This window comes from Dechloromonas sp. ARDL1, from assembly GCF_051122455.1.
Taxonomy (GTDB): domain Bacteria; phylum Pseudomonadota; class Gammaproteobacteria; order Burkholderiales; family Rhodocyclaceae; genus Azonexus.
Map to the genome: position 1 here is coordinate 2,487,168 of NZ_CP168939.1, position 17,943 is coordinate 2,505,110.

General features: G+C 65.7%; 16 protein-coding genes. 10 read left to right on the forward strand and 6 right to left on the reverse strand.

Features of this window, described 5'->3' with window-relative positions; all coding sequences use genetic code 11:
- Positions 1-6: 6 nt before the first annotated feature.
- The 3 genes from AB6Q56_RS12220 to AB6Q56_RS12230 are packed head-to-tail and all read right to left on the reverse strand — an operon-like array spanning position 7 to position 2,928.
- Positions 7-852 (reverse strand): hypothetical protein, encoded by an 846-nt coding sequence (locus AB6Q56_RS12220; RefSeq protein ID WP_434513447.1) that lies wholly within the window; start codon positions 850-852, stop codon positions 7-9.
- 7 nt (positions 853-859) lie between these two features.
- Positions 860-2,209 carry a (R)-1-hydroxy-2-aminoethylphosphonate ammonia-lyase gene (gene pbfA, locus AB6Q56_RS12225; RefSeq protein ID WP_434513448.1) on the reverse strand — a complete coding sequence of 450 codons (1,350 nt, stop codon included), beginning with the start codon at positions 2,207-2,209 and terminating at the stop codon, positions 860-862.
- Positions 2,206-2,928: an FCD domain-containing protein gene (locus tag AB6Q56_RS12230; protein WP_434513449.1), complete on the reverse strand. Its 723-nt coding sequence runs from the start codon at positions 2,926-2,928 to the stop codon at positions 2,206-2,208. Before AB6Q56_RS12230 ends, pbfA begins: the two co-directional genes overlap by 4 nt.
- A gap of 183 nt (positions 2,929-3,111) precedes the next feature.
- Here AB6Q56_RS12230 and AB6Q56_RS12235 point away from each other — a divergent pair, with 183 nt between their 5' ends.
- Genes AB6Q56_RS12235 through phnX form a run of 6 tightly spaced genes read left to right on the forward strand, consistent with a single transcriptional unit; the run spans position 3,112 to position 10,210 of the window.
- Complete coding sequence (locus AB6Q56_RS12235; RefSeq protein ID WP_434513450.1) at positions 3,112-4,143, forward strand: putative 2-aminoethylphosphonate ABC transporter substrate-binding protein; 1,032 nt, start codon at positions 3,112-3,114, stop codon at positions 4,141-4,143.
- A gap of 46 nt (positions 4,144-4,189) precedes the next feature.
- Positions 4,190-5,254 carry a putative 2-aminoethylphosphonate ABC transporter ATP-binding protein gene (locus tag AB6Q56_RS12240; protein ID WP_434513451.1) on the forward strand — a complete coding sequence of 355 codons (1,065 nt, stop codon included), beginning with the start codon at positions 4,190-4,192 and terminating at the stop codon, positions 5,252-5,254.
- Positions 5,254-6,951 (forward strand): putative 2-aminoethylphosphonate ABC transporter permease subunit, encoded by a 1,698-nt coding sequence (locus AB6Q56_RS12245; RefSeq protein WP_434513452.1) that lies wholly within the window; start codon positions 5,254-5,256, stop codon positions 6,949-6,951. Before AB6Q56_RS12240 ends, AB6Q56_RS12245 begins: the two co-directional genes overlap by 1 nt.
- Positions 6,952-6,981: 30 nt before the next feature.
- Positions 6,982-8,112, forward strand: coding sequence for a 2-aminoethylphosphonate--pyruvate transaminase (locus AB6Q56_RS12250; protein WP_434513453.1), 1,131 nt, complete (start codon positions 6,982-6,984; stop codon positions 8,110-8,112).
- 16 nt (positions 8,113-8,128) lie between these two features.
- Entirely contained in the window at positions 8,129-9,373 is a 1,245-nt protein-coding gene (locus tag AB6Q56_RS12255) for an NAD(P)/FAD-dependent oxidoreductase (protein ID WP_434513454.1), read from the forward strand.
- Between the two features lie 24 nt (positions 9,374-9,397).
- A complete protein-coding gene (gene phnX / locus AB6Q56_RS12260) occupies positions 9,398-10,210 on the forward strand; it encodes a phosphonoacetaldehyde hydrolase (protein ID WP_434513455.1) in 813 nt (270 codons plus the stop codon).
- Positions 10,211-10,271: 61 nt separating this feature from the next.
- Here phnX and AB6Q56_RS12265 read toward each other — a convergent pair whose 3' ends face one another.
- Together AB6Q56_RS12265 and AB6Q56_RS12270 are read right to left on the reverse strand one after the other, a co-directional pair.
- Positions 10,272-11,960 (reverse strand): protein kinase domain-containing protein, encoded by a 1,689-nt coding sequence (locus AB6Q56_RS12265; protein ID WP_434513456.1) that lies wholly within the window; start codon positions 11,958-11,960, stop codon positions 10,272-10,274.
- A gap of 62 nt (positions 11,961-12,022) precedes the next feature.
- A complete protein-coding gene (locus AB6Q56_RS12270; protein ID WP_434513457.1) occupies positions 12,023-13,237 on the reverse strand; it encodes a nitrate/nitrite transporter in 1,215 nt (404 codons plus the stop codon).
- Between the two features lie 110 nt (positions 13,238-13,347).
- Here AB6Q56_RS12270 and AB6Q56_RS12275 point away from each other — a divergent pair, with 110 nt between their 5' ends.
- From AB6Q56_RS12275 to AB6Q56_RS12290, 4 genes are all read left to right on the forward strand, one after another.
- Positions 13,348-13,488, forward strand: coding sequence for a hypothetical protein (locus tag AB6Q56_RS12275; RefSeq protein WP_434513458.1), 141 nt, complete (start codon positions 13,348-13,350; stop codon positions 13,486-13,488).
- 201 nt (positions 13,489-13,689) lie between these two features.
- On the forward strand, positions 13,690-15,831 hold the full coding sequence (locus AB6Q56_RS12280; protein WP_434513459.1) for a TonB-dependent receptor: 2,142 nt from the start codon (positions 13,690-13,692) through the stop codon (positions 15,829-15,831).
- Positions 15,825-17,042 (forward strand): sialidase family protein, encoded by a 1,218-nt coding sequence (locus tag AB6Q56_RS12285; protein ID WP_434513460.1) that lies wholly within the window; start codon positions 15,825-15,827, stop codon positions 17,040-17,042. The genes AB6Q56_RS12280 and AB6Q56_RS12285 overlap by 7 nt, the downstream gene beginning before the upstream one ends.
- On the forward strand, positions 17,042-17,527 hold the full coding sequence (locus AB6Q56_RS12290) for a TlpA disulfide reductase family protein (protein ID WP_434513461.1): 486 nt from the start codon (positions 17,042-17,044) through the stop codon (positions 17,525-17,527). The genes AB6Q56_RS12285 and AB6Q56_RS12290 overlap by 1 nt, the downstream gene beginning before the upstream one ends.
- 86 nt (positions 17,528-17,613) lie before the next feature.
- Here AB6Q56_RS12290 and nirD read toward each other — a convergent pair whose 3' ends face one another.
- Positions 17,614-17,925, reverse strand: a complete 312-nt coding sequence (nirD, locus tag AB6Q56_RS12295) for a nitrite reductase small subunit NirD (protein ID WP_434513462.1) — start codon at positions 17,923-17,925, stop codon at positions 17,614-17,616.
- Between the last annotated feature and the right edge of the window lie 18 nt (positions 17,926-17,943).

The window sequence follows — 17,943 nt, forward strand, 5'->3', positions numbered from 1 at the left end:
GACGACTCAAGCCTTGATCAGGAATATCCCGAGCAAAACGGTGCAGCCGGCCACGACACCGGTCCGCAAGCGCCCCTCGCGAAAGACCAGATAGCCGATCAACACCGCCAACACCACCGAACTCTCGCGCAAGGCGGCAACCATGCCGACCGGCGCCTGCGTCATCGCCCACAGCACGATGGCGTAGGCCACAGTCGAACACAGGGCACCGAGCAGGCCGATAGGCCAGCGCCGGCGGAAGTAAGCCAGCATCTCGCCGCCATGACGGCGGTAGCCCAAGGCCAGCGCAATCCACGGTTCGAGCGCAAACAGGCAGCAGGCGTAGGCCAGCGGGTTACCCGACTGGCGGGCGCCGATGCCATCGACCAGCGTATAGGCTGCGATGGCCATGGCGTTCTGCAGCGCCGCCCGGCTGGCCGGATGCGTAATCAAATGGCGCGGCGTTTGGCCGCCGGCAAAGCCGATGCCAAGCACCCCGGCCGACAAGCACAGGATGCCGAGCCAGCCCTGCGCCTTGGGCATTTCGCCGAGCATCGGCACCGCAAGCATGGCGACCAGCAAGGGCGGCACGCCGCGCATCAGCGTGTAGCTCAAGGCCAGTTGCCCGCCCTCGTAGGCGCGCATCAGCCAGACGATATAGACGGTATGGATGACGGCCGAAGCAAGCACATAGGGCCAGCTTGCCGGGGCCGGCAAGCCCAATACCAAGACCGCCGGGATCGCCAGCAGGCCGCTGCAAGCATGCAGCAGCAGGGTGTACAAGCCCTTGTCGCCGGCACCGCGGATCAGCGCATTCCAGCCGGCGTGCAGCAAGGCCGCCCCCAGCACGGCGACGACGACAGCGTTGCTCATGCTGCTTTCAGGCATCGCTCTCGGCGGCGATGGCGTCGATCAGCGTGTTCAGTGCCCAGTCGAGATCGCTCTCGGCAATATTCAAAGGCGGGGCCAATACCAGCACATTCCCTTGGCCGACCTTGAACGACAACCCAGCGCTCAGGCAGCAATAGAGCACCGCCTCGGCCAGATCGGCGGCATCGCGCTTGCCGACCGCGCGCAATTCGACGCCGATCAACAACCCGGCACCGCGCACCTGCGCAATGGCCGGCAGCATCGCCTGCGCCGCTTCCAGCCGGGCGACCACCTGTTCGCCGAGGCGGCGACTGCGCTCCAGCAAGCCTTCCTCCGCGATGACCTCAAGCGTCGCCAGGCCGGCGGCACAGGTGATCGGGTTCTTTTCATGGGTGTAGTGACCGAGCGAGATGTCCTGCCCGACATCGAACTCGCCTCGCGCCACCAGCGCAGCCAACGGCAAACTGCCGCCGCCCAGCCCCTTGCCGAGGACGACCATGTCCGGCTCGATGCCGTAGCGTTCGACAGCGTAGAGGTAGCCGGTGCGGCCGAGCGCAATCGGAATTTCGTCCAGAATGAGCAGCGCCCCATGGCGGTCGCAGGCTGCCCGCAGGCGATGAAAGTAATCCGGCGGCGGCATCTGCACGTCGGTGCAGCGGATGGTTTCGACCACCACGGCCGCCACATCGCCTTCCTTGCTCAGGCAATAGTCGATGTAGTCGGCGCAGCGCAGCGCGCAAGTGCCGCCGCAGCCGAACACGCAATGGCCGGGATCGTGCGGCGGCACATGCTCGGCCCCCGCCATGAGCGGCCCGATGCCGCGCCGGAAAACGGCCTCGCCGCCGAGCGAAATGGCATCGAGCGAAGCGCCGTGGAAGCTGTCCCACATCGAGATCGTCTTGTGCCGCCCGGTGACCAGGCGTGCCAACTTGAGCGCCATGCCGATGGCCGATGTGCCGCCGGGCGCGAACAGGAGCTTGGCATTCGGCATGGGCACCGCCTGGCACAGGCGACGCGCCAACTCGATAGCCGGTTCATTGGTATAGCGGCGCGGGCTGAACGGCAGCGTGGCCAGGGTTTGCTGGATGGCCGCCACGACGCGCGGATGGCCGTAGCCCACTTGATGCAGGCTGTTGCCGTGGAAATCGAGAATGCGCCGGCCTGCCGCGTCGATCAGCCAGCTACCCTCGGCCCCGCGCAGCGCATTGAGGCAGGGCGTGGACATCGACTGATGCAGAAACCAACGGGCATCTTCCGCCAACAGCGCCTGCGTGGCCGGGTCGATATTGGCCCGCTGCCAAAGGGCCCGGCGCTCTCCGAGATTGACATCGCCCTCGCTGGCATCGGCGTTCGGTCTCATGCGGCATCCTCGTGGCCGGCCTGATCCTCGGCGTGGATTTGCAGCATGCGCTGGCGGCCGCCTTTGGCATGGCGATAAAGCAGCTCGGCGGCAAGCGCCCCATCGCCCCGCGCCAGGCTATCGACGATGGCGCTGTGCTCGTCGGCGAAATTGGGAATGGCGCGCGGCGCCAACAGATTGCGTCGACGGAACAGGGCCAGTTGCTTGACGAGGCGGCGATAGACATCGATCAGGCAGGCGTTTTCCGTCATCCCGACGATCTGGTCGTGGAAGCCCAGGTTCAGATGGTGGAAGGCATCGACATCGTTGTCCTGGGCGGCGCGCTGCATGTCGTCGCCGTATTGCCGCAGCCGCTCGATCTGCGCCGCCGTGATCTTGCCGGCGAGCAGGCGTCCGGCGGTGGCATCCAGCCCGGCCCGCACCTCGTAGATTTCAGCCGCCTCACCGATATCGACTTCGCGCACGAAAGCCCCACGGTTCTTCTCCTGCCGCACCAGGCCCGACTCTTCAAGCATGCGGAAGGCTTCGCGCAGCGGCCCGCGCGATACGCCGAAGCGCTCGGCGACGGCCATTTCGTTCAGCTTGCCGCCCGGCTTGATTTCGCCGGAAAGGATCATCTTTTCGACGGCCTCGGCCAGCAGGCGGGTCAGCGAGGCGGATTGGACGAGCGCCAGCATCTTGTCGGGCTCGTTGGCGGGATTTTGTAGATCGGTAGACATGGTGGGCGATGGTTCCGAATGAGATTCCAAACCTATTCTAATCATTTTTGAAGACATTAGATTGTAAACAATCTGCAATATACAAAAGCTAGGATGTTCGACAGTCTAGTAGCCGCTCATGTCAATTCGATGACAAGACGGCCGCCGATCCAGCTACCCGAACTCACTCTGGAGGAATTTCCGATGTCCCTGAAGCTCATCGCCCGCGCCCTGGCCGCTGCCGGCATCTCGGCGGCATTCTGCCTTCCGGCCCATGCCGACAAGACCGTACTCAATGTCTACACGGCGCTTGAAACCGATCAACTGAAGGCCTATCAGGCAGCCTTCAACAAGTCTTACCCGGACATCGAAATCAAGTGGACGCGCGATTCCACCGGCATCATCACCGCCAAGCTGCTGGCCGAGAAGGCCAAGCCGGTCGCCGACGTAATCATGGGCGTGGCCGCCTCCAGCATGGTCGTCTTCGACCGCGAGCAGATGCTGCAGCCCTACGCACCGGCCAACCTGAAGGCGATCAACCCGCGCTACCGTGATGCCGCCGCCGTGCCCAGCTGGGTCGGCATGGATGTCTGGGGCGCCGCCATCTGCTACAACGTCGCCGAGATGCAGAAGCAGGGCCTGCCCCGCATCGAAAGCTGGAAGGACCTGCTGAAGCCGGAATTCAAGGGCAAGATCGTCATGCCCAACCCGAACTCTTCGGGCACCGGCTTCCTCGACGTCACCGCCTGGCTGCAGACCTTCGGCGAGAAGGGCGGCTGGGACTACATGGACAAGTTGCACGAGAACATCGCCGTGTATACCCATTCCGGCTCCAAGCCCTGCGTGATGGCCGGCAACGGCGAATTCCCGGTCGGCATCGCCTTCGAATACCGCGCCAACGCCGTGCGCAGCAAGGGCGCGCCGATTGACATCATCTACCCGAAGGAAGGGCTGGGCTGGGACGTCGAATCCATCGCCATCGTCAAGGGAACCGGGAAACTGGATGCTGCCAGGAAGCTGGCCGACTGGGCGAGCACCCGCGAAGCCAACGAGCTGTATGCGAAGAACTTCGCCATTACCGCGATCCCCGGCATCGCCACCCGCCTGCAGCACGTGCCGACCGACTACGAGCAGCGCCTGGTCAAGAACGACTTCGTCTGGATGGGCAAGAACCGCGACGCCATCCTCGGCGAATGGCAGAAACGCTATTCCGCCAAGTCCGAAGCCAAGAAGTAATCATCCCTGCCCCGGCTCCGGCCGGGGCGTCAACCGGGCAATCCGCATGGCTCATCTGGAAATTCGCGCGCTGCACAAGCGCTTCGGTCAATTCACCGCCCTCGACGCCATCGAACTCGATGTCGAAAAAGGCGAATTCGTCGTCCTGCTCGGCCCCTCGGGGTGCGGCAAGACCACGCTGCTGCGCACCATCGCCGGCCTGGAATACCAGGATGGCGGCCGCATCGTCCACGCCGGCCAGGATATTTCCCGGCTGCCCGCGGCGAAACGCGATTACGGCATCGTCTTCCAGTCCTACGCGCTGTTTCCCAATCTCAGCGTGGCCGACAACGTGGCTTACGGCTTGCGCGTCAATCGCCACAACAAGCACCTGATCGGCCGGCGCGTCGAGGAAATGCTCACTCTGGTCGGCCTGCCGGGAACGCAGGAAAAATATCCGGCCCAGCTTTCCGGCGGCCAGCAACAGCGCATCGCCCTGGCTCGCGCGCTGGCCACTTCGCCCGATCTTTTGCTCCTCGACGAACCGCTGTCGGCGCTCGACGCCATCGAGCGCGTCCGCCTGCGTGGCGAGATCCGCAACCTGCAGAAACGCCTCGGCGTCACCACGCTGATGGTCACCCACGACCAGGAAGAAGCGCTGGCCATGGCCGACCGCGTCATCGTCATGCAGCGCGGCCACATCGAACAGGTGGGCGACCCGAAATCCATCTACAGCCAGCCGGCCAATGCCTTCGTCGCCGACTTCATCGGCCGCGCCAACGTCCTGGCCGGTACCGTCGGCGCTGACGGCACGGCCGATTTCGACGGCCTGCATCTGCGTTACAACGGCCGGGCGGGCAGCGGCCCGACGCGGTTCTACGTTCGTCCCGAGGATATCCGCCTGTGCGAAATCCTCGATCACGCACGCAACTCCTTCTACGCCGAGGTACGCAAGGCGGAATTCCTCGGCTCGTATTCGCTGGTCACGGTGGTGCCCGACGCCGCACCGGCCCTCGCGCTACAGGTGCAATTCGCCACCAATTACCTGCGCGGCCGCGAAATCCAACCCGGCGCCCTGCTCCGCCTGTCCATCCCGCCCGAGGCCCTGCTGCCTTTCCCGGAAACCGCCTGATGCGTGCCGCCACCCTGACCGGCGACTCCTTGATCGACCGCTTCGCCGGCAAGCTGCCGACCCTGCTGCTTTGGCTGGCCGCCGCGCTGCTCGCGCTCTTCCTGCTGCTGCCGCTCGGCGCCCTGCTCATCGGTAGCGTGCGCGACAACGCAGGGCAATGGGGCCTCGCCCGTTTTATCGAATTCGCCGACACGCCCGGCATCGGCACTGCCATCGCCAACACCTTGCATATCGGGCTGGCGGTAACCGCCATCACCGTGCCGCTTGCCTTCCTCTACGCCTACGCCCTGCAGCGTGCGTGCCTGCCCGGTCGCGCCGTCTGGCGCACCTTGGGCCTCGCCCCGCTGCTCGGGCCGTCGCTGGTCGGCGCCCTCGCCTTCATCCAGTGGTTCGGCAACCAGGGGCCGCTCAAGTCCTGGCTGCTCGGCCACAGCGTTTACGGCCCGATCGGCATCGTGCTGGCCACGGTGTTCGCCGCCTTTCCGCACGCCTTCATGATCCTCACCGTAGCCCTCGGCACAGCCGACGCCCGGCTCTACGAAGCGGCCGACTCGATGGGCGCCTCGCGCTGGCGGAAGTTCGTCACCATCACGCTGCCCAGCGCCAAATACGGCCTGATCAGCGCGGCCATGGTGGTCTTCGCTTACGCCATCAGCGACTTCGGCATTCCCAAGGTGATCGGCGGCAACTATCAGGTGCTCGCCGTCGAAATCTACATCCAGGCCGTCGGCCTGCAGAATTTCGGACGCGGCGCCGTCGTCGCGCTGGTTTTGCTGCTGCCGGTGCTGCTCGCCTTCATCGTCGACTGGCAACTGCAACGCCGCCAGCAGGCCGGCCTGAGCGCCCGCTCGGTGCCCTACACGCCGCGCCCGGACCGCCGCCGCGACTGGCCGCTGTTCGTTTTCTGCCTGGCCATGGGGCTGGCCATGCTGGCCGTGCTCGGCATGGCGGCCTACACCTCGCTGGTCCGTTTCTGGCCCTACAACCTGGAGATGAGTTTCGACCACTACGTCTTCGGCCTGGGCGAAGCCGGCGTGCTGGAGGCCTACACCAACAGCCTGAAGATGGCGCTGCTCACCGCCCTCTGCGGCACGCCGCTGATCTTCTTCGCCGCCTGGCTGCTCGACAAGACGCCGGCCGGCAGTGGCCCGGTCGGCGCCGGCATCCGCGCCTTGGCCGCGTTGCCGATGGGCGTGCCGGGCCTGGTGCTGGGCATCGGCTACATCCTCTTCTTCAACCACCCGGACAACCCGCTGAACGGGCTGTATCACACGCTGACCATCATGGTCGCGGCCAACGTGGTGCATTACTACACCGCCTGCCACCTGACAGCGCTGACCGCGCTGAAGAGCCTGGACCGCGAGTTCGAGGCAGTGTCCGCCTCGCTCAAGGTCTCGCCCTTCGTCACCCTGTGGCGGGTGACGCTGCCGGTCTGCCTGCCGGCGGTGCTGGAAATCGCCCGCTACCTGTTCATCAACGCCATGACCACGGTGTCGGCGCTGGTCTTCATCTATTCGCCGCAGACCCTGCCGGCCTCGGTTTCCATCCTGAACCTGGACGAAGCCGGCGAACTGGGCGCGGCCGCCGCCATGGCGACGCTGATCGTGCTGACCACGGCCGGCGCCAGCCTCGCCTATTCCCTGATCACCCACCTGCTGTTCAAGCGCCGCCAGGCCTGGCGCGGCCTGCGCTGCTGAACACGCAATAACAACACTCACGGAGAGAATATGAACCTCATCGACCGCGACCCCTTGCTCCTCACCCCTGGCCCACTGACCACCTCGCTGCGCACCAAACAGGCCATGCTGCACGACTGGGGTTCCTGGGATGCCGCCTTCAACCGCATCACCGGCGAGGTCTGCCAACAACTGGTGGCCATCGCCCACGGCGAGGCCAGCCACGTCTGCGTGCCGCTGCAAGGCTCGGGCACCTTCTCGGTCGAGGCGGCGCTCGGCACGCTGGTGCCCAAGGGCGGCAAGGTGCTGGTGCCGAACAACGGCGCCTACTGCGCGCGCATCCTGAAGATTCTCGGCTACCTCGGTCGCCAGGCGGTCGAACTGCCTTTTGCCGAGGACTGCCCGGCCGACCCGGCCGCCATCGAAGCCGCGCTGGCCGCCGACCCGGCGATCACCCACGTAGCGCAGGTACATTGCGAAACAGGCACCGGCATCCTCAACCCGCTGGCCGACATCGCCGCCGCCGTGGCCCGCCAGGGGCGGGAGCTGATCGTCGATGCGATGAGCTCCTTCGCCGCCCTCGACATCGACCTGCGCAGCACGCCGATCACCGCACTGGTCGCCGCTTCCGGCAAATGCCTGGAAGGCGTGCCCGGCATGGGCTTCGTCATCGTCCGCCGCAGCGCGCTGGAAGCCGCCGCCGGCAATTGCCACTCGCTGGCCATGGATCTGCACGACCAGTGGCAATACATGCAGAAGACGACGCAATGGCGCTTCACGCCGCCGACCCACGTCGTCGTCGCGCTGCACGAGGCCCTCGCCCAATACGCCGAGGAAGGCGGCCTGGCTGCCCGCGGCGGACGCTACGCTGCCAACTGCCGCGCCCTGGTCGACGGCATGCGCAGCCTCGGCCTCGAACCCTTCCTCGACCCGGCCGTGCAGGCGCCGATCATCGTCACCTTCCACGCCCCGGCCAGCCCGGCCTACGACTTCAAGACCTTCTATGCCAAGGTGCGCGACAAGGGCTTCATCCTCTATCCGGGCAAGCTGACCCAGGTCGAGACCTTCCGCGTTGGCTGCATCGGCGCCCTCGACACCCACGACGTCGCCAAGGTGGTGCACGCCGTCGGCGCCACGCTGCGTGAAATGGGCGTTTCGGTCACTGCTGCGGTGCACGGCTGAAAAAGGCAAAAAACCAATGCAACGCGACATCCTGATCGTTGGCGCCGGCATCTTCGGCGCCAGCATTGCCTTCCACCTCGCCCGCGCCGGCCTCGGCGAGCGCGTGCTGCTGCTCGAACGCGGCCAGCCGGCCGGCGGTGCGACCAGCCGCGCCGCCGCCCTGGTCACCCAGGTGCGCGACGACCCGGCGCTGATCGCCCTGGTCCAGGAAACCTTCCGCGCCATCGCCACGCTGGAAGATGAATTCGCCGAAGACGTCGGCCGCCGCACGGTCGGTGCCCTGCACGCCGGCCCGGCCACGCAGGCCGACGCCTTGCGTGCCATCGCCACCCACGCCGCCCGCTTCGGCATCGCCGGCGAATGGCTGGAAGGCGACGCCGCCCGCACCGCCGTGTCCCGCCGCGCCCCCTGGCTGGCGCCCGAGCAGGCGGCCTGCGCCGTCTTCTTCCCGGACGAATGCTTCGTCGAGCCCTACCTGTTGTCCACCGCCTACCAGCGCGCCGCCGGCCAGCTCGGCGTCAAGCTGCGGCAGGACTCCGACGTGCGCGCCATCCGCCACGCCGACGGACAGACGCAGGGCGTCGAGTTGGCCGACGGCACGCTGTTGCCGGCCAGCATCGTCATCAACGCCGCCGGCGCCTGGGCCAACCTGCTCTCAGTGCCGCTCGGCCTGCCGCTGCCGATGGCTCCGGTGCGCAGCCAGTACTGGATCAGCGAGCCGGCCGACTGTTTCCCGCGCGACGGAGCCATCGTGCTGCTGCCGGAAATCCGCGCCTACGCCCGACCGGAAGTCGGCGCCCTGCTTTTCGGCGTGCGCGAGAAAACGCCGGTCGCCGCCGACCCGCGCACGCTGCCGGCCGACCTCGCCGGCTTCGTCTTCGACCCGTACGATGCCGAAGGCTGGAACAACCTGGCCGAAGGCGCCGACTATCTGCTGCCCTATTTCCCCAAGCTGGAAAGCCTGGGCATCGCCCACTACATCACCGGCCCAAGCAACTACACGCCGGACGGCCGCCTGATTCTCGGCCGCCATCCCGACATTGGCGGGCTGTTCGTCGCCACCGGTTGCAACGGCAACGGCATCGCCTTTTCCGGCGGCGTCGGACGTTTCATCGCCGACCTGGTGTGCGACCGCCCCGGCTTCCTGCCGGCCGATCTCGCCGCCGGCTTCGCCCCGGCGCGGGCCGGCCAATTCGATCCCTTCTCGCCCGAATTCCTTAACGCCTGCGCCGCCACCCGGGCGAAAAAGCGCTCGGGCTGACCCCACTATTTTTCCGGAGACAACATGTCCGACAAGCAACTCGCCGCAGTGATCTTCGATTGGGCCGGCACCCTGGTCGATTTCGGCTCCCTCGCCCCGACCCAGATTTTCGTCGACGCCTTCGCCACCTTCGGCATTACCGTCAGCCTGGCCCAGGCCAGCGGCCCGATGGGGCTGTCCAAGCGCCACCACATCCAGTCGCTGCTCGCCCTGCCGGAAATCCAGCAGCAATGGCAGGCCAAATTCGGCCGCTCGTCGAGCGAAGCCGACATCGACCAAATCTACGAACGCTTCATGCCGATGCAGATCGCCAAGGTCGGCGAATACTCCGCCCCCATTCCGGGTGCCATCGACACCCTCGCCGCGCTGCGCCAGCGCGGGCTGAAAATCGGCTCCTGCTCGGGCTACCCGCGCCAAGTCATGGAAGTCGTGCTACCGCTGGCCAAAGCCGCCGGCATCGTCGTCGACCATGCCGTGGCCGGCGACGAACTGCCGGCCGGCGGCCGCCCCGGCGCCTACATGGCGCTGGCCAACCTGCTCGCCCTGGCCATTCCCGACGTGCGCCGCTGCGTCAAGGTGGACGACACCCGCCCCGGCATCGAGGAAGGCCGCAACGCCGGCATGTGGACCGTCGGCCTGGCGCTCTCCGGCGCCCCGGCCGGATTGACGCCCGCCGCCTTCACCGCCGCCTCGCCGACCGAACTCGACGCCATCCGCCAACGCGTCCGAGGCGAACACCTGGCCGCCGGCGCACATTACGTGATCGACAGCGTGGCTGATTTGCTGCCGGTGCTGGATGACATTGAGCGGCGTCTGGCAGCCGGCGAACGGCCGTAAGCGTCTCAGGAGCACCGGCCGGTTTTTGCCCATTTTGGCCGGTGCACCGCAGCAGTGCCACTTAATGCAATAACAGCAGCAACAGGATCAAATTCAGCGCCAGCGACCCGGCTGCAACCAACTTCCAGAACTTCAGCGGATTCCGTTCGGCCAGCGGTTGGCGGCGCGGGGCTGAGATCGGGCGCGAGGCGCCGCGTTCCAGCGCGAGCAGGAATTCCTCAGCCGTTTCGAAGCGATCCTTGGCCTCGCGCGCCACGGCCTTGAGCAGGATATTTTCCAGCCAGCCGGGGATTTCGGTGCGCCAGCGGGTCGGGCGTTCCGGTTCGCCGAATTTCGGCTTCTGGAAGGGCTCGATCTCACCGTAGGGATATTTGCGCGTCAGCAGGTGGTAGAGCACGACGCCGGCGCTGTAGAGGTCGAAGCCTTTCTCCGGCGCGGCGCCTTCGAACAGATCGGGCGCCATGTAGGATGGCGTGCCAGCCGGGCCGGGCACTTCGCCCGGTTTCAATTCGGCCAGGCTCAGGGCGACACCGAGGTCGAGGATGCGCAGCACGCCATCCTGGCCGAGGTGCAGGTTATCGGTCTTGATGTCGCGGTGCAGGATGTCGAGCCGGTGCAGCGTGGCGATGCCCTTGAGCAGCGCGACGCCGAGGCGCACGACATCGCCCACCGGGAAATGCTGGTCGGCATCGAGCCGGGCCTGCAGGGTCGCCCCCGCATGCCAGGTCATCAGGTAATACAGGCAGCTGCGTTGCTCGTGCGGCACGATCTGCGGGAAGCACGGCGAAATCGCCCGCCGGGCGCGCCAGGCTTCCATCAGCAGGCCGGCGATGGCCGGCGCGTCGCCTTCCAGCGTCGGTTGCAGGGTTTTGAGCACGAGCTGCTGGCCGTTGCGCGGGTTGCGCACGCGGTAGAGCAGGGTTTCGCGCGCATCGTGCAGGATGTCCTCGACCACCAGCCCGTCGACTTCCTCGCCGACCTTGAATTTGCGCGGCACCGACAGGTGCGCTTCGCTCTCCAGGCAATCGCGCAGGTTGGCCGTGGGCAGCGCCAGCACATCGACGACCACGGCCGTCGCATTGTCGTGCCCGCCCTGCGCCACCGCCAGGCTGGTCAGCGCGGCGGCCGCGGCCTGCGGCTCGGGGTGATCGAGCAGCACTTCGGCCATCAGGGCATCCGGCAGCACGCCATAAACGCCGTCGGAAATCAGCAAGAAACGGTCGTGCACCGCAAGATCGCCGTCGGCGAAATCGAGCAGCACGCGCGGGTCGAGGCCAATGGCGCGCGACAGCACGTTGTTCAGCTCCGGGTGCTCCCAGGTGTGGTCGACCGTCAGCTGCTGGAACTGCCCGCCCTGCAGCCGGTAGATGCGGCTGTCGCCGATATGCGCCGTGTAGTAGCGCGTGCCGCGCAGCACCAACGCCGACAGCGTCGTCGCCATGCCGGTCAGTTCGGTGTTGCGGCTGCCCTCGGCGATGACCCAGCGGTTGAGCGCCGTGCACACCGTTTCGACCGCACGCGGAATCGACCAGGTATCCGGCGTCGCGTAGTAGTCGGCGAGCAGGCCGCGCACGGTGTATTCCGCCGCCTCGCGCCCGCCCCTGTGGCCGCCGATACCATCGGCCACGGCGGCGATCATGCCCTTATTGTCCAGCTCCAGCCCGGTCGGCGTGGCGATCCCGCAATAATCCTCGTTGCGTTCGCGCGGTCCGGTCAGCGAAGCATGGCCGACGGCAACCTGTAGTGGCATGTTCTTCCCCAAGAAAACGGGGAGCACAGGCTCCCCGATTCGGTCTGTATGGCTACTCTATGTCAGATCTTTGCCGTCGTCAGGTGGCTGGCACCCCAGGTGGTGCGCCAGCGGGTCTTCACGCCGGTCAGGCCAACCAGCGCCAGCACCGCCAGCGCGGCGAAGATCAGGAACCCGGCCTGATAGCTGCCGGTCATCTGGCGGGCATAGCCCAGGCTGGAAGCCAGGTAGAAGCCGCCGACACCGCCGGCCATGCCGACCAGGCCGGTCATCACGCCGATTTCCTTCTTGAAGCGCTGCGGCACCAGCTGGAACACCGCGCCGTTACCCATGCCCAGCGACAGCATGGCGCAGACGAAGACGACCAGCGCCATCCAGGCTTCCGGCAGGCCGAAGCTGACGATGGCCAGGAAGATGGCGGCGAACACGTACATCACCGACAGCGACTTGACGCCCCCGATGCGGTCGGCCACGTTGCCGCCGATCGGGCGGACCAGCGAACCGGCAAAGACGCAACCGGCGGTAAAGAAGCCCGCCATCTTGGGGTCGAGACCGTATTGCGTGTTGAAGTAGATGACCAGCGAGGAAGCCAGGCCGACGAAACCGCCGAAGGTCACCGAGTAGAAGAACATGAACCACCAGGCATCCTTGTCCTTGAGCACCTTCAGGTACTCGGCCAGGGTCTTGGGCGGTGGCGCATCCGGTGCATCCTTGGCCATGAAGACAAAGGCGATCAGCACGATGACCAGCGGAATCAGCACGATGCCGAAAACATTGGTCCACCCGAAAGCGGCGGCCAGGCCGGGCGCGAACAGGGCAGCCAGCGCCGTACCCGAGTTGCCGGCGCCGGCGATGCCCATCGCCGTGCCCTGGTGTTCGGCCGGATACCAGCGCGAAGCGAGCGGTAGCGCGGCAGCAAAGGAGGAACCGGCAACGCCGAGGAAAATACCGAGAACCAGCACTTCGGCGTAGCTATGGACGCCGACCAGCCAGGCATAGAGCATGGCACCGATGACGATGATCTGGCCGATGATGGCTGCCTTCTTGGGCGACAGGCGGTCGACCAGGATGCCCATGACGATGCGCAGCAAGGCGCCGGCCAGCACCGGGGTGGCGACCATCAAGCCTTTTTCGGCATGCGACAGGCCGAGATCCTTGGCGATACCGACACCGAGCGGGCCGAGCAACACCCACACCATGAAGGCGAGATCGAAATAGAGAAAGGCGGCCAGCAACGTGGGCGTGTGGCCGGCTTGCAGGAATGATTTCTTGTCCATGGGGCAGTTTCCTGGATGGACCGCGGGAGCGGCTGTTAAAGGAGATAACTGGTGTCAGCGCATGACATCGTTGCCATGACCCCGCCCCCGTTGGCGGTCCGATCGCTGCGATGCTGCATCCGTCGCAAGTCGCATGCCACAAGCGCAAGCAACTGATTCATATCGACAATCAAGACAACGATTCAAGCGGGGCGCACCAAAACAAGGCGCGCATCGCCATTTCGGTGCGGGCAGCTGCCGAGAAAAGGTGACTGACCGGAAAGCTGTTCAAATACCTTTCCGGCACCGCTCCAGGACCGGGAAATCGGCACAAAAGATGATTTTTTTCACTGAAATTGAGATACCTCAAGAAAACCAATCATTTGCCGAAGAAGTGCGACGATATGTCGCACGGTGCGAGAGACTGCTTTGATTAAGATCGGCGGCGACCATTTTTCTCCGAGTACCGAACCATGCCTCTTCGTCCGACGCCGATTGCCGCGCTGCTCACCGCCCTGTTTTCATTGAACGCCGCCGTCATGGCTGCCGAGGAAACGACGGCACTGGGCGAGGTCACGGTCACCGGCACGCGCGAAGCGCGCCTGCTGTCGGAAACGCCGCAGACCATCCATGCGGTCAAAGCCGAAACCATCCGCGACCAGCGTCCGAGCCACCCCAGCCAGGTCATGAACCAGATGCCCGGCGTATGGGTCAGCAATCTTTCCGGCGAAGGACACTCGACGGCCATTCGCCAGCCGCTGACCACGGGCGCGCTGTATCTTTACCTGGAAGACGGCATCCCGACCCGCCCAACCGGCTTCTTCAATCACAACGCCTTGTACGAGATCAACGTACCCCAGTCCGGCGGAATCGAGGTGAGCAAGGGACCGGGTACTGCCCTCTACGGTTCGGACGCGATCGGCGGCTCGATCAACGTGCTGACCCGTACGCCGCCGCGCCAGGCGGAGTTCGAGGCCAGCGCGGAAGTCGGTTCCTACGGCTGGAAGCGTTCGCTGATCAGCGGCGGCGATGCGGTGGGCGACAATGCCTGGCGCGCCAGCCTGAACCTGACCCAGAACGACGGCTGGCAGAAAGACGCAGGCTATGAACGCCAATCCGGCAATTTCCGCTGGGACCGCGCCCTGGGCGACGATGCGCTACTCAAGACCATCGTCGCCGTGTCCTCGATCAACCAGCAACACGTCGGCAATCTGACGACGCGCGAATACAACGAAGCGCCGCGCAGCAACAACACGCCCTTCTCGTATCGCAAGGTGGATGCTTTCCGGCTGTCCACGACCTACGAAAAGGAAGGCGAAAACTCGCTGCTGTCGATTACCCCATACGTCCGGGATAACCGGATGGAAATCATTCCCAACTGGTCGGTCAGCTACGACCCCAGCCGCTACGTCTCGGAAAGCCAGTCGTTCGGCTTCCTGAGCAAATATCGCCGCGACTTCGAAGCACTCCAGACCCGGATCATCATCGGCCTTGACTACGATCTCAGTCCCGGTTCACGCGACGAGGATTCGATCCGCCTCACCCAGACCACCAATGCCCTCGGCGGCAAGACCTATGCGCTCAACAGCGCGGCACCGGTCAAGATCTACAAATACGATGTCGTCTATCGCAGCATCTCGCCCTACCTGCACGGCGAGATCAGCCCGCTCGAGAAACTCCGCATCACCGCCGGCCTGCGTTACGACGATATGCAGTACAACTACACCAACACCTTCAACGGCGGCACTGCCTCGGCGACACAAGGGGTCGGCGGCCCCTTCCCGGCCGGCGGCTATTACGGGCACGCGGCAAGCGCCAAAATCGGCTACTCGCATCTCAGTCCGAAGCTGGCAGTCAACTACGCCTTCGACAAGAACCTGAACGTCTACGCGTCGTACAGCAATTCATTCCGGACCCCGTCCGAAAGCCAGGTCTTCCGCGGCAGCCGCGAGAGCACGGCGCTCAAGGCGCAGACCGCCGCCGAATCGCTGCTGCAGTTGAAGCCGGTCATTGTCGACAGCTATGAAATCGGCCTGCGCGGCAAACAGGGGCGTTTCAACTACGAAGTCGCAGCGTATTACATGACCAAGAAGGACGACATCGTCAGCTACACCGACCCGGCGACCAACCAGCGGCGCGTGGTCAACGCCGGCCAGACCGAGCACCGCGGCGTCGAACTGGGCCTGGGCGCCCAGCTGGCCGAGGCCTGGCGTGCCGATGTCAGCCTCTCCCATGCCCGGCACCGCTACGAGAAGTGGATCGTTAGTGGCACCACCGACTACAGCGGCAAGGAGATGGAGGCCGCCCCCAGGATCATGGCCAACACGCGCCTGACTTACCGGCCGGCCAGCCTGAACGGCGGCCGCGTCCAGCTGGAATGGGTGAAGCTGGGCAGCTATTGGCAGGATCAGGCGAATACGCTCAAATACGCCGGTCACGACTTGTTCCACCTGCGGGCCAACTACCCTGTGACGCGCCAGTTTGAAATCTGGGGTGGCATCAACAACCTGCTCGACAAGCGTTATGCCGAGACGGCCGGGGTCGATGGCACCATCGCCAGCTATACGGCCGGCCTGCCGCGCATCTTCACCGTCGGGATTCAAGGTAAATGGTAAAACTGATCTTTCGCCTGCCAAGCCTGGCGCTCGCCTGCATGCTGGGGGCAAGCGCCCTGCCCGCATCCGCCCATGAACACCCGGCTGCCACACCGATGGCCCGCCACTGGCAAGAACGCCTGGCGGCAGCCAAGGGGAGCGCGGTTTCCGTGGCAGCGGACGAGCAGGGACGGCTGTGGTCGGTCGACATGCGCCAAGGCCAGCTCTGGCTTTCGCGCTCGACCGATGGCGGCAAGCGTTTCACCGAAATCGGCAAGGTGAATGCGCAGCCGGAAGCCATTCTGGCGGATGGCCAGAGCCGGCCGCTGATCGCCGTGCATGGCGAGGTGGTCGTCGTTTCCTGGTCGCAAGCGCAGCCCAAGCTGCATACCGGTCATGTCCGCATGGCCCGCTCCGAAGACGGCGGGATCAGCTTCGCGCCGCCGGTGATCGTCAACGACAACCGCGAGGAAATCGGCCACGGCTTCAACGCCATGAAGATGGATCGCCAGGGCAATCTGGCAATAGCCTGGCTCGACGGTCGGGAACGTAGTGCGGCAACCCGCAAGGGTGGCAAATATGCGGGTTCGAGCGTGTACTACGCGACATCGAGCGACTTCGGCAAGACCTGGACGGCCAACGCCAAGCTCGCCGACAACACCTGCGAGTGCTGCCGCATCGGTCTCGCCATCGGGCCGGACGGCAGCACCGTGGCGCAATGGCGGCATCTGTTTGCCGGTGGCGTGCGCGACTTTGCGACTGCCGTCCTGAAACCCGGGGCGCCGGTATTGCGGGCCAGCGAGGATGGCTGGGAAATCAGCGCCTGCCCGCACCACGGCGGCGATCTGGCGATCGATGCCGGCGGACGCCGTCATTACGTCTGGTTCACCGGCAGCGCCAGGAAACCCGGCCTGTTCTACCGCTACGCGGACGGCGGGCAGTTCGGCCCCGCCCTGCCGTTTGGCGATCTCGATGCGCAGGCCGGCCATCCGACGGTATTTGCCGACGACAAGCAGGTGGCCGTGGCGTGGCGCGAATTTGACGGCCAACACTATCGTCTGCGCCGCATGCAATCATCCGATCGCGGCGAAACCTGGTCGGCACCGGCTACGGTGGCCGAAGCGGAAGGCGCGACCGACCTGCCGCTCTTCGTGCAAGGCGCCACCCAGCCGCTGGTCGCCTGGGGAACGGCGGCCGGCGTACGCATCATCGATCTGCGCGAGGTGCCGTGATGGGACATGTCGCTCGCTTGCTGGCCTGCCTGCTTGTCGGCAGTCTCGCCTGGGCCGTGCAGGCCGCGGAAGGACCGCGCCCGTTTGTCGTCGGCAGCCTCAAGGAAATACAGGCTGCGCATGCCGGCAAGCCGCTGATCGTTGCCTTCTGGTCCGTCGGCTGCACGCACTGCCCGGTCGAGCTGAAGACCCTGGGCGCCCTGAAACGGCGCCATCCCGGCCTGAATATCGTCCTGGTGGCGGCTGACACGCCGGAGGATGGGCCGGAAACCCGGCGCCTCGCTGCGCAATACGGCCTGGACAAGGCGCCACAGTGGGTATTTGCCGACCCGATTCCGGAACGGCTGCGCATGGATATCGACCGCCGCTGGTATGGCGAGCTGCCGCGCACGCATTTTTACGATGCCGAACACCGCCTGGAGGCAGTGTCCGGCATGGTGCCGGAAGCGCGTCTGCGCCAGTGGGTGGCAACCAACCTGCGCTGACCGACCCGGCAGCCGGCGCTCCCCACCTCAGCCGGATGGCTGTTCCCGGCGGGACCGCCGATATGGCCCGCCCAAACGAGGCTGCGTCATACCGCCAGGTAAACGGCACCGTCCTCGACCTTGACTTGGAAGGTGCTGCACGACCCGACATCCGGTGCCACGGCATGCCCGTCGTCCAGGCCGATGTTCCAGCCGTGCAGCGGGCAAGTGACGCGCTTGCCGTGCACGATGCCTTGCGACAGCGGGCCGTTCTTGTGCGGGCACTTGTCGTGCAGGGCGAACACCCCGTCGTCGGAGGTACGGAAGATGGCGATGTCGCCGCCGGTTTGGCGCTGCACGACGCGCGAGCCGAGTTGGGGGATGTCGTCCAGCTTGCAGATCAGTTTCCAGTTGCTCATGTTCTTTCCTTTTCCGTT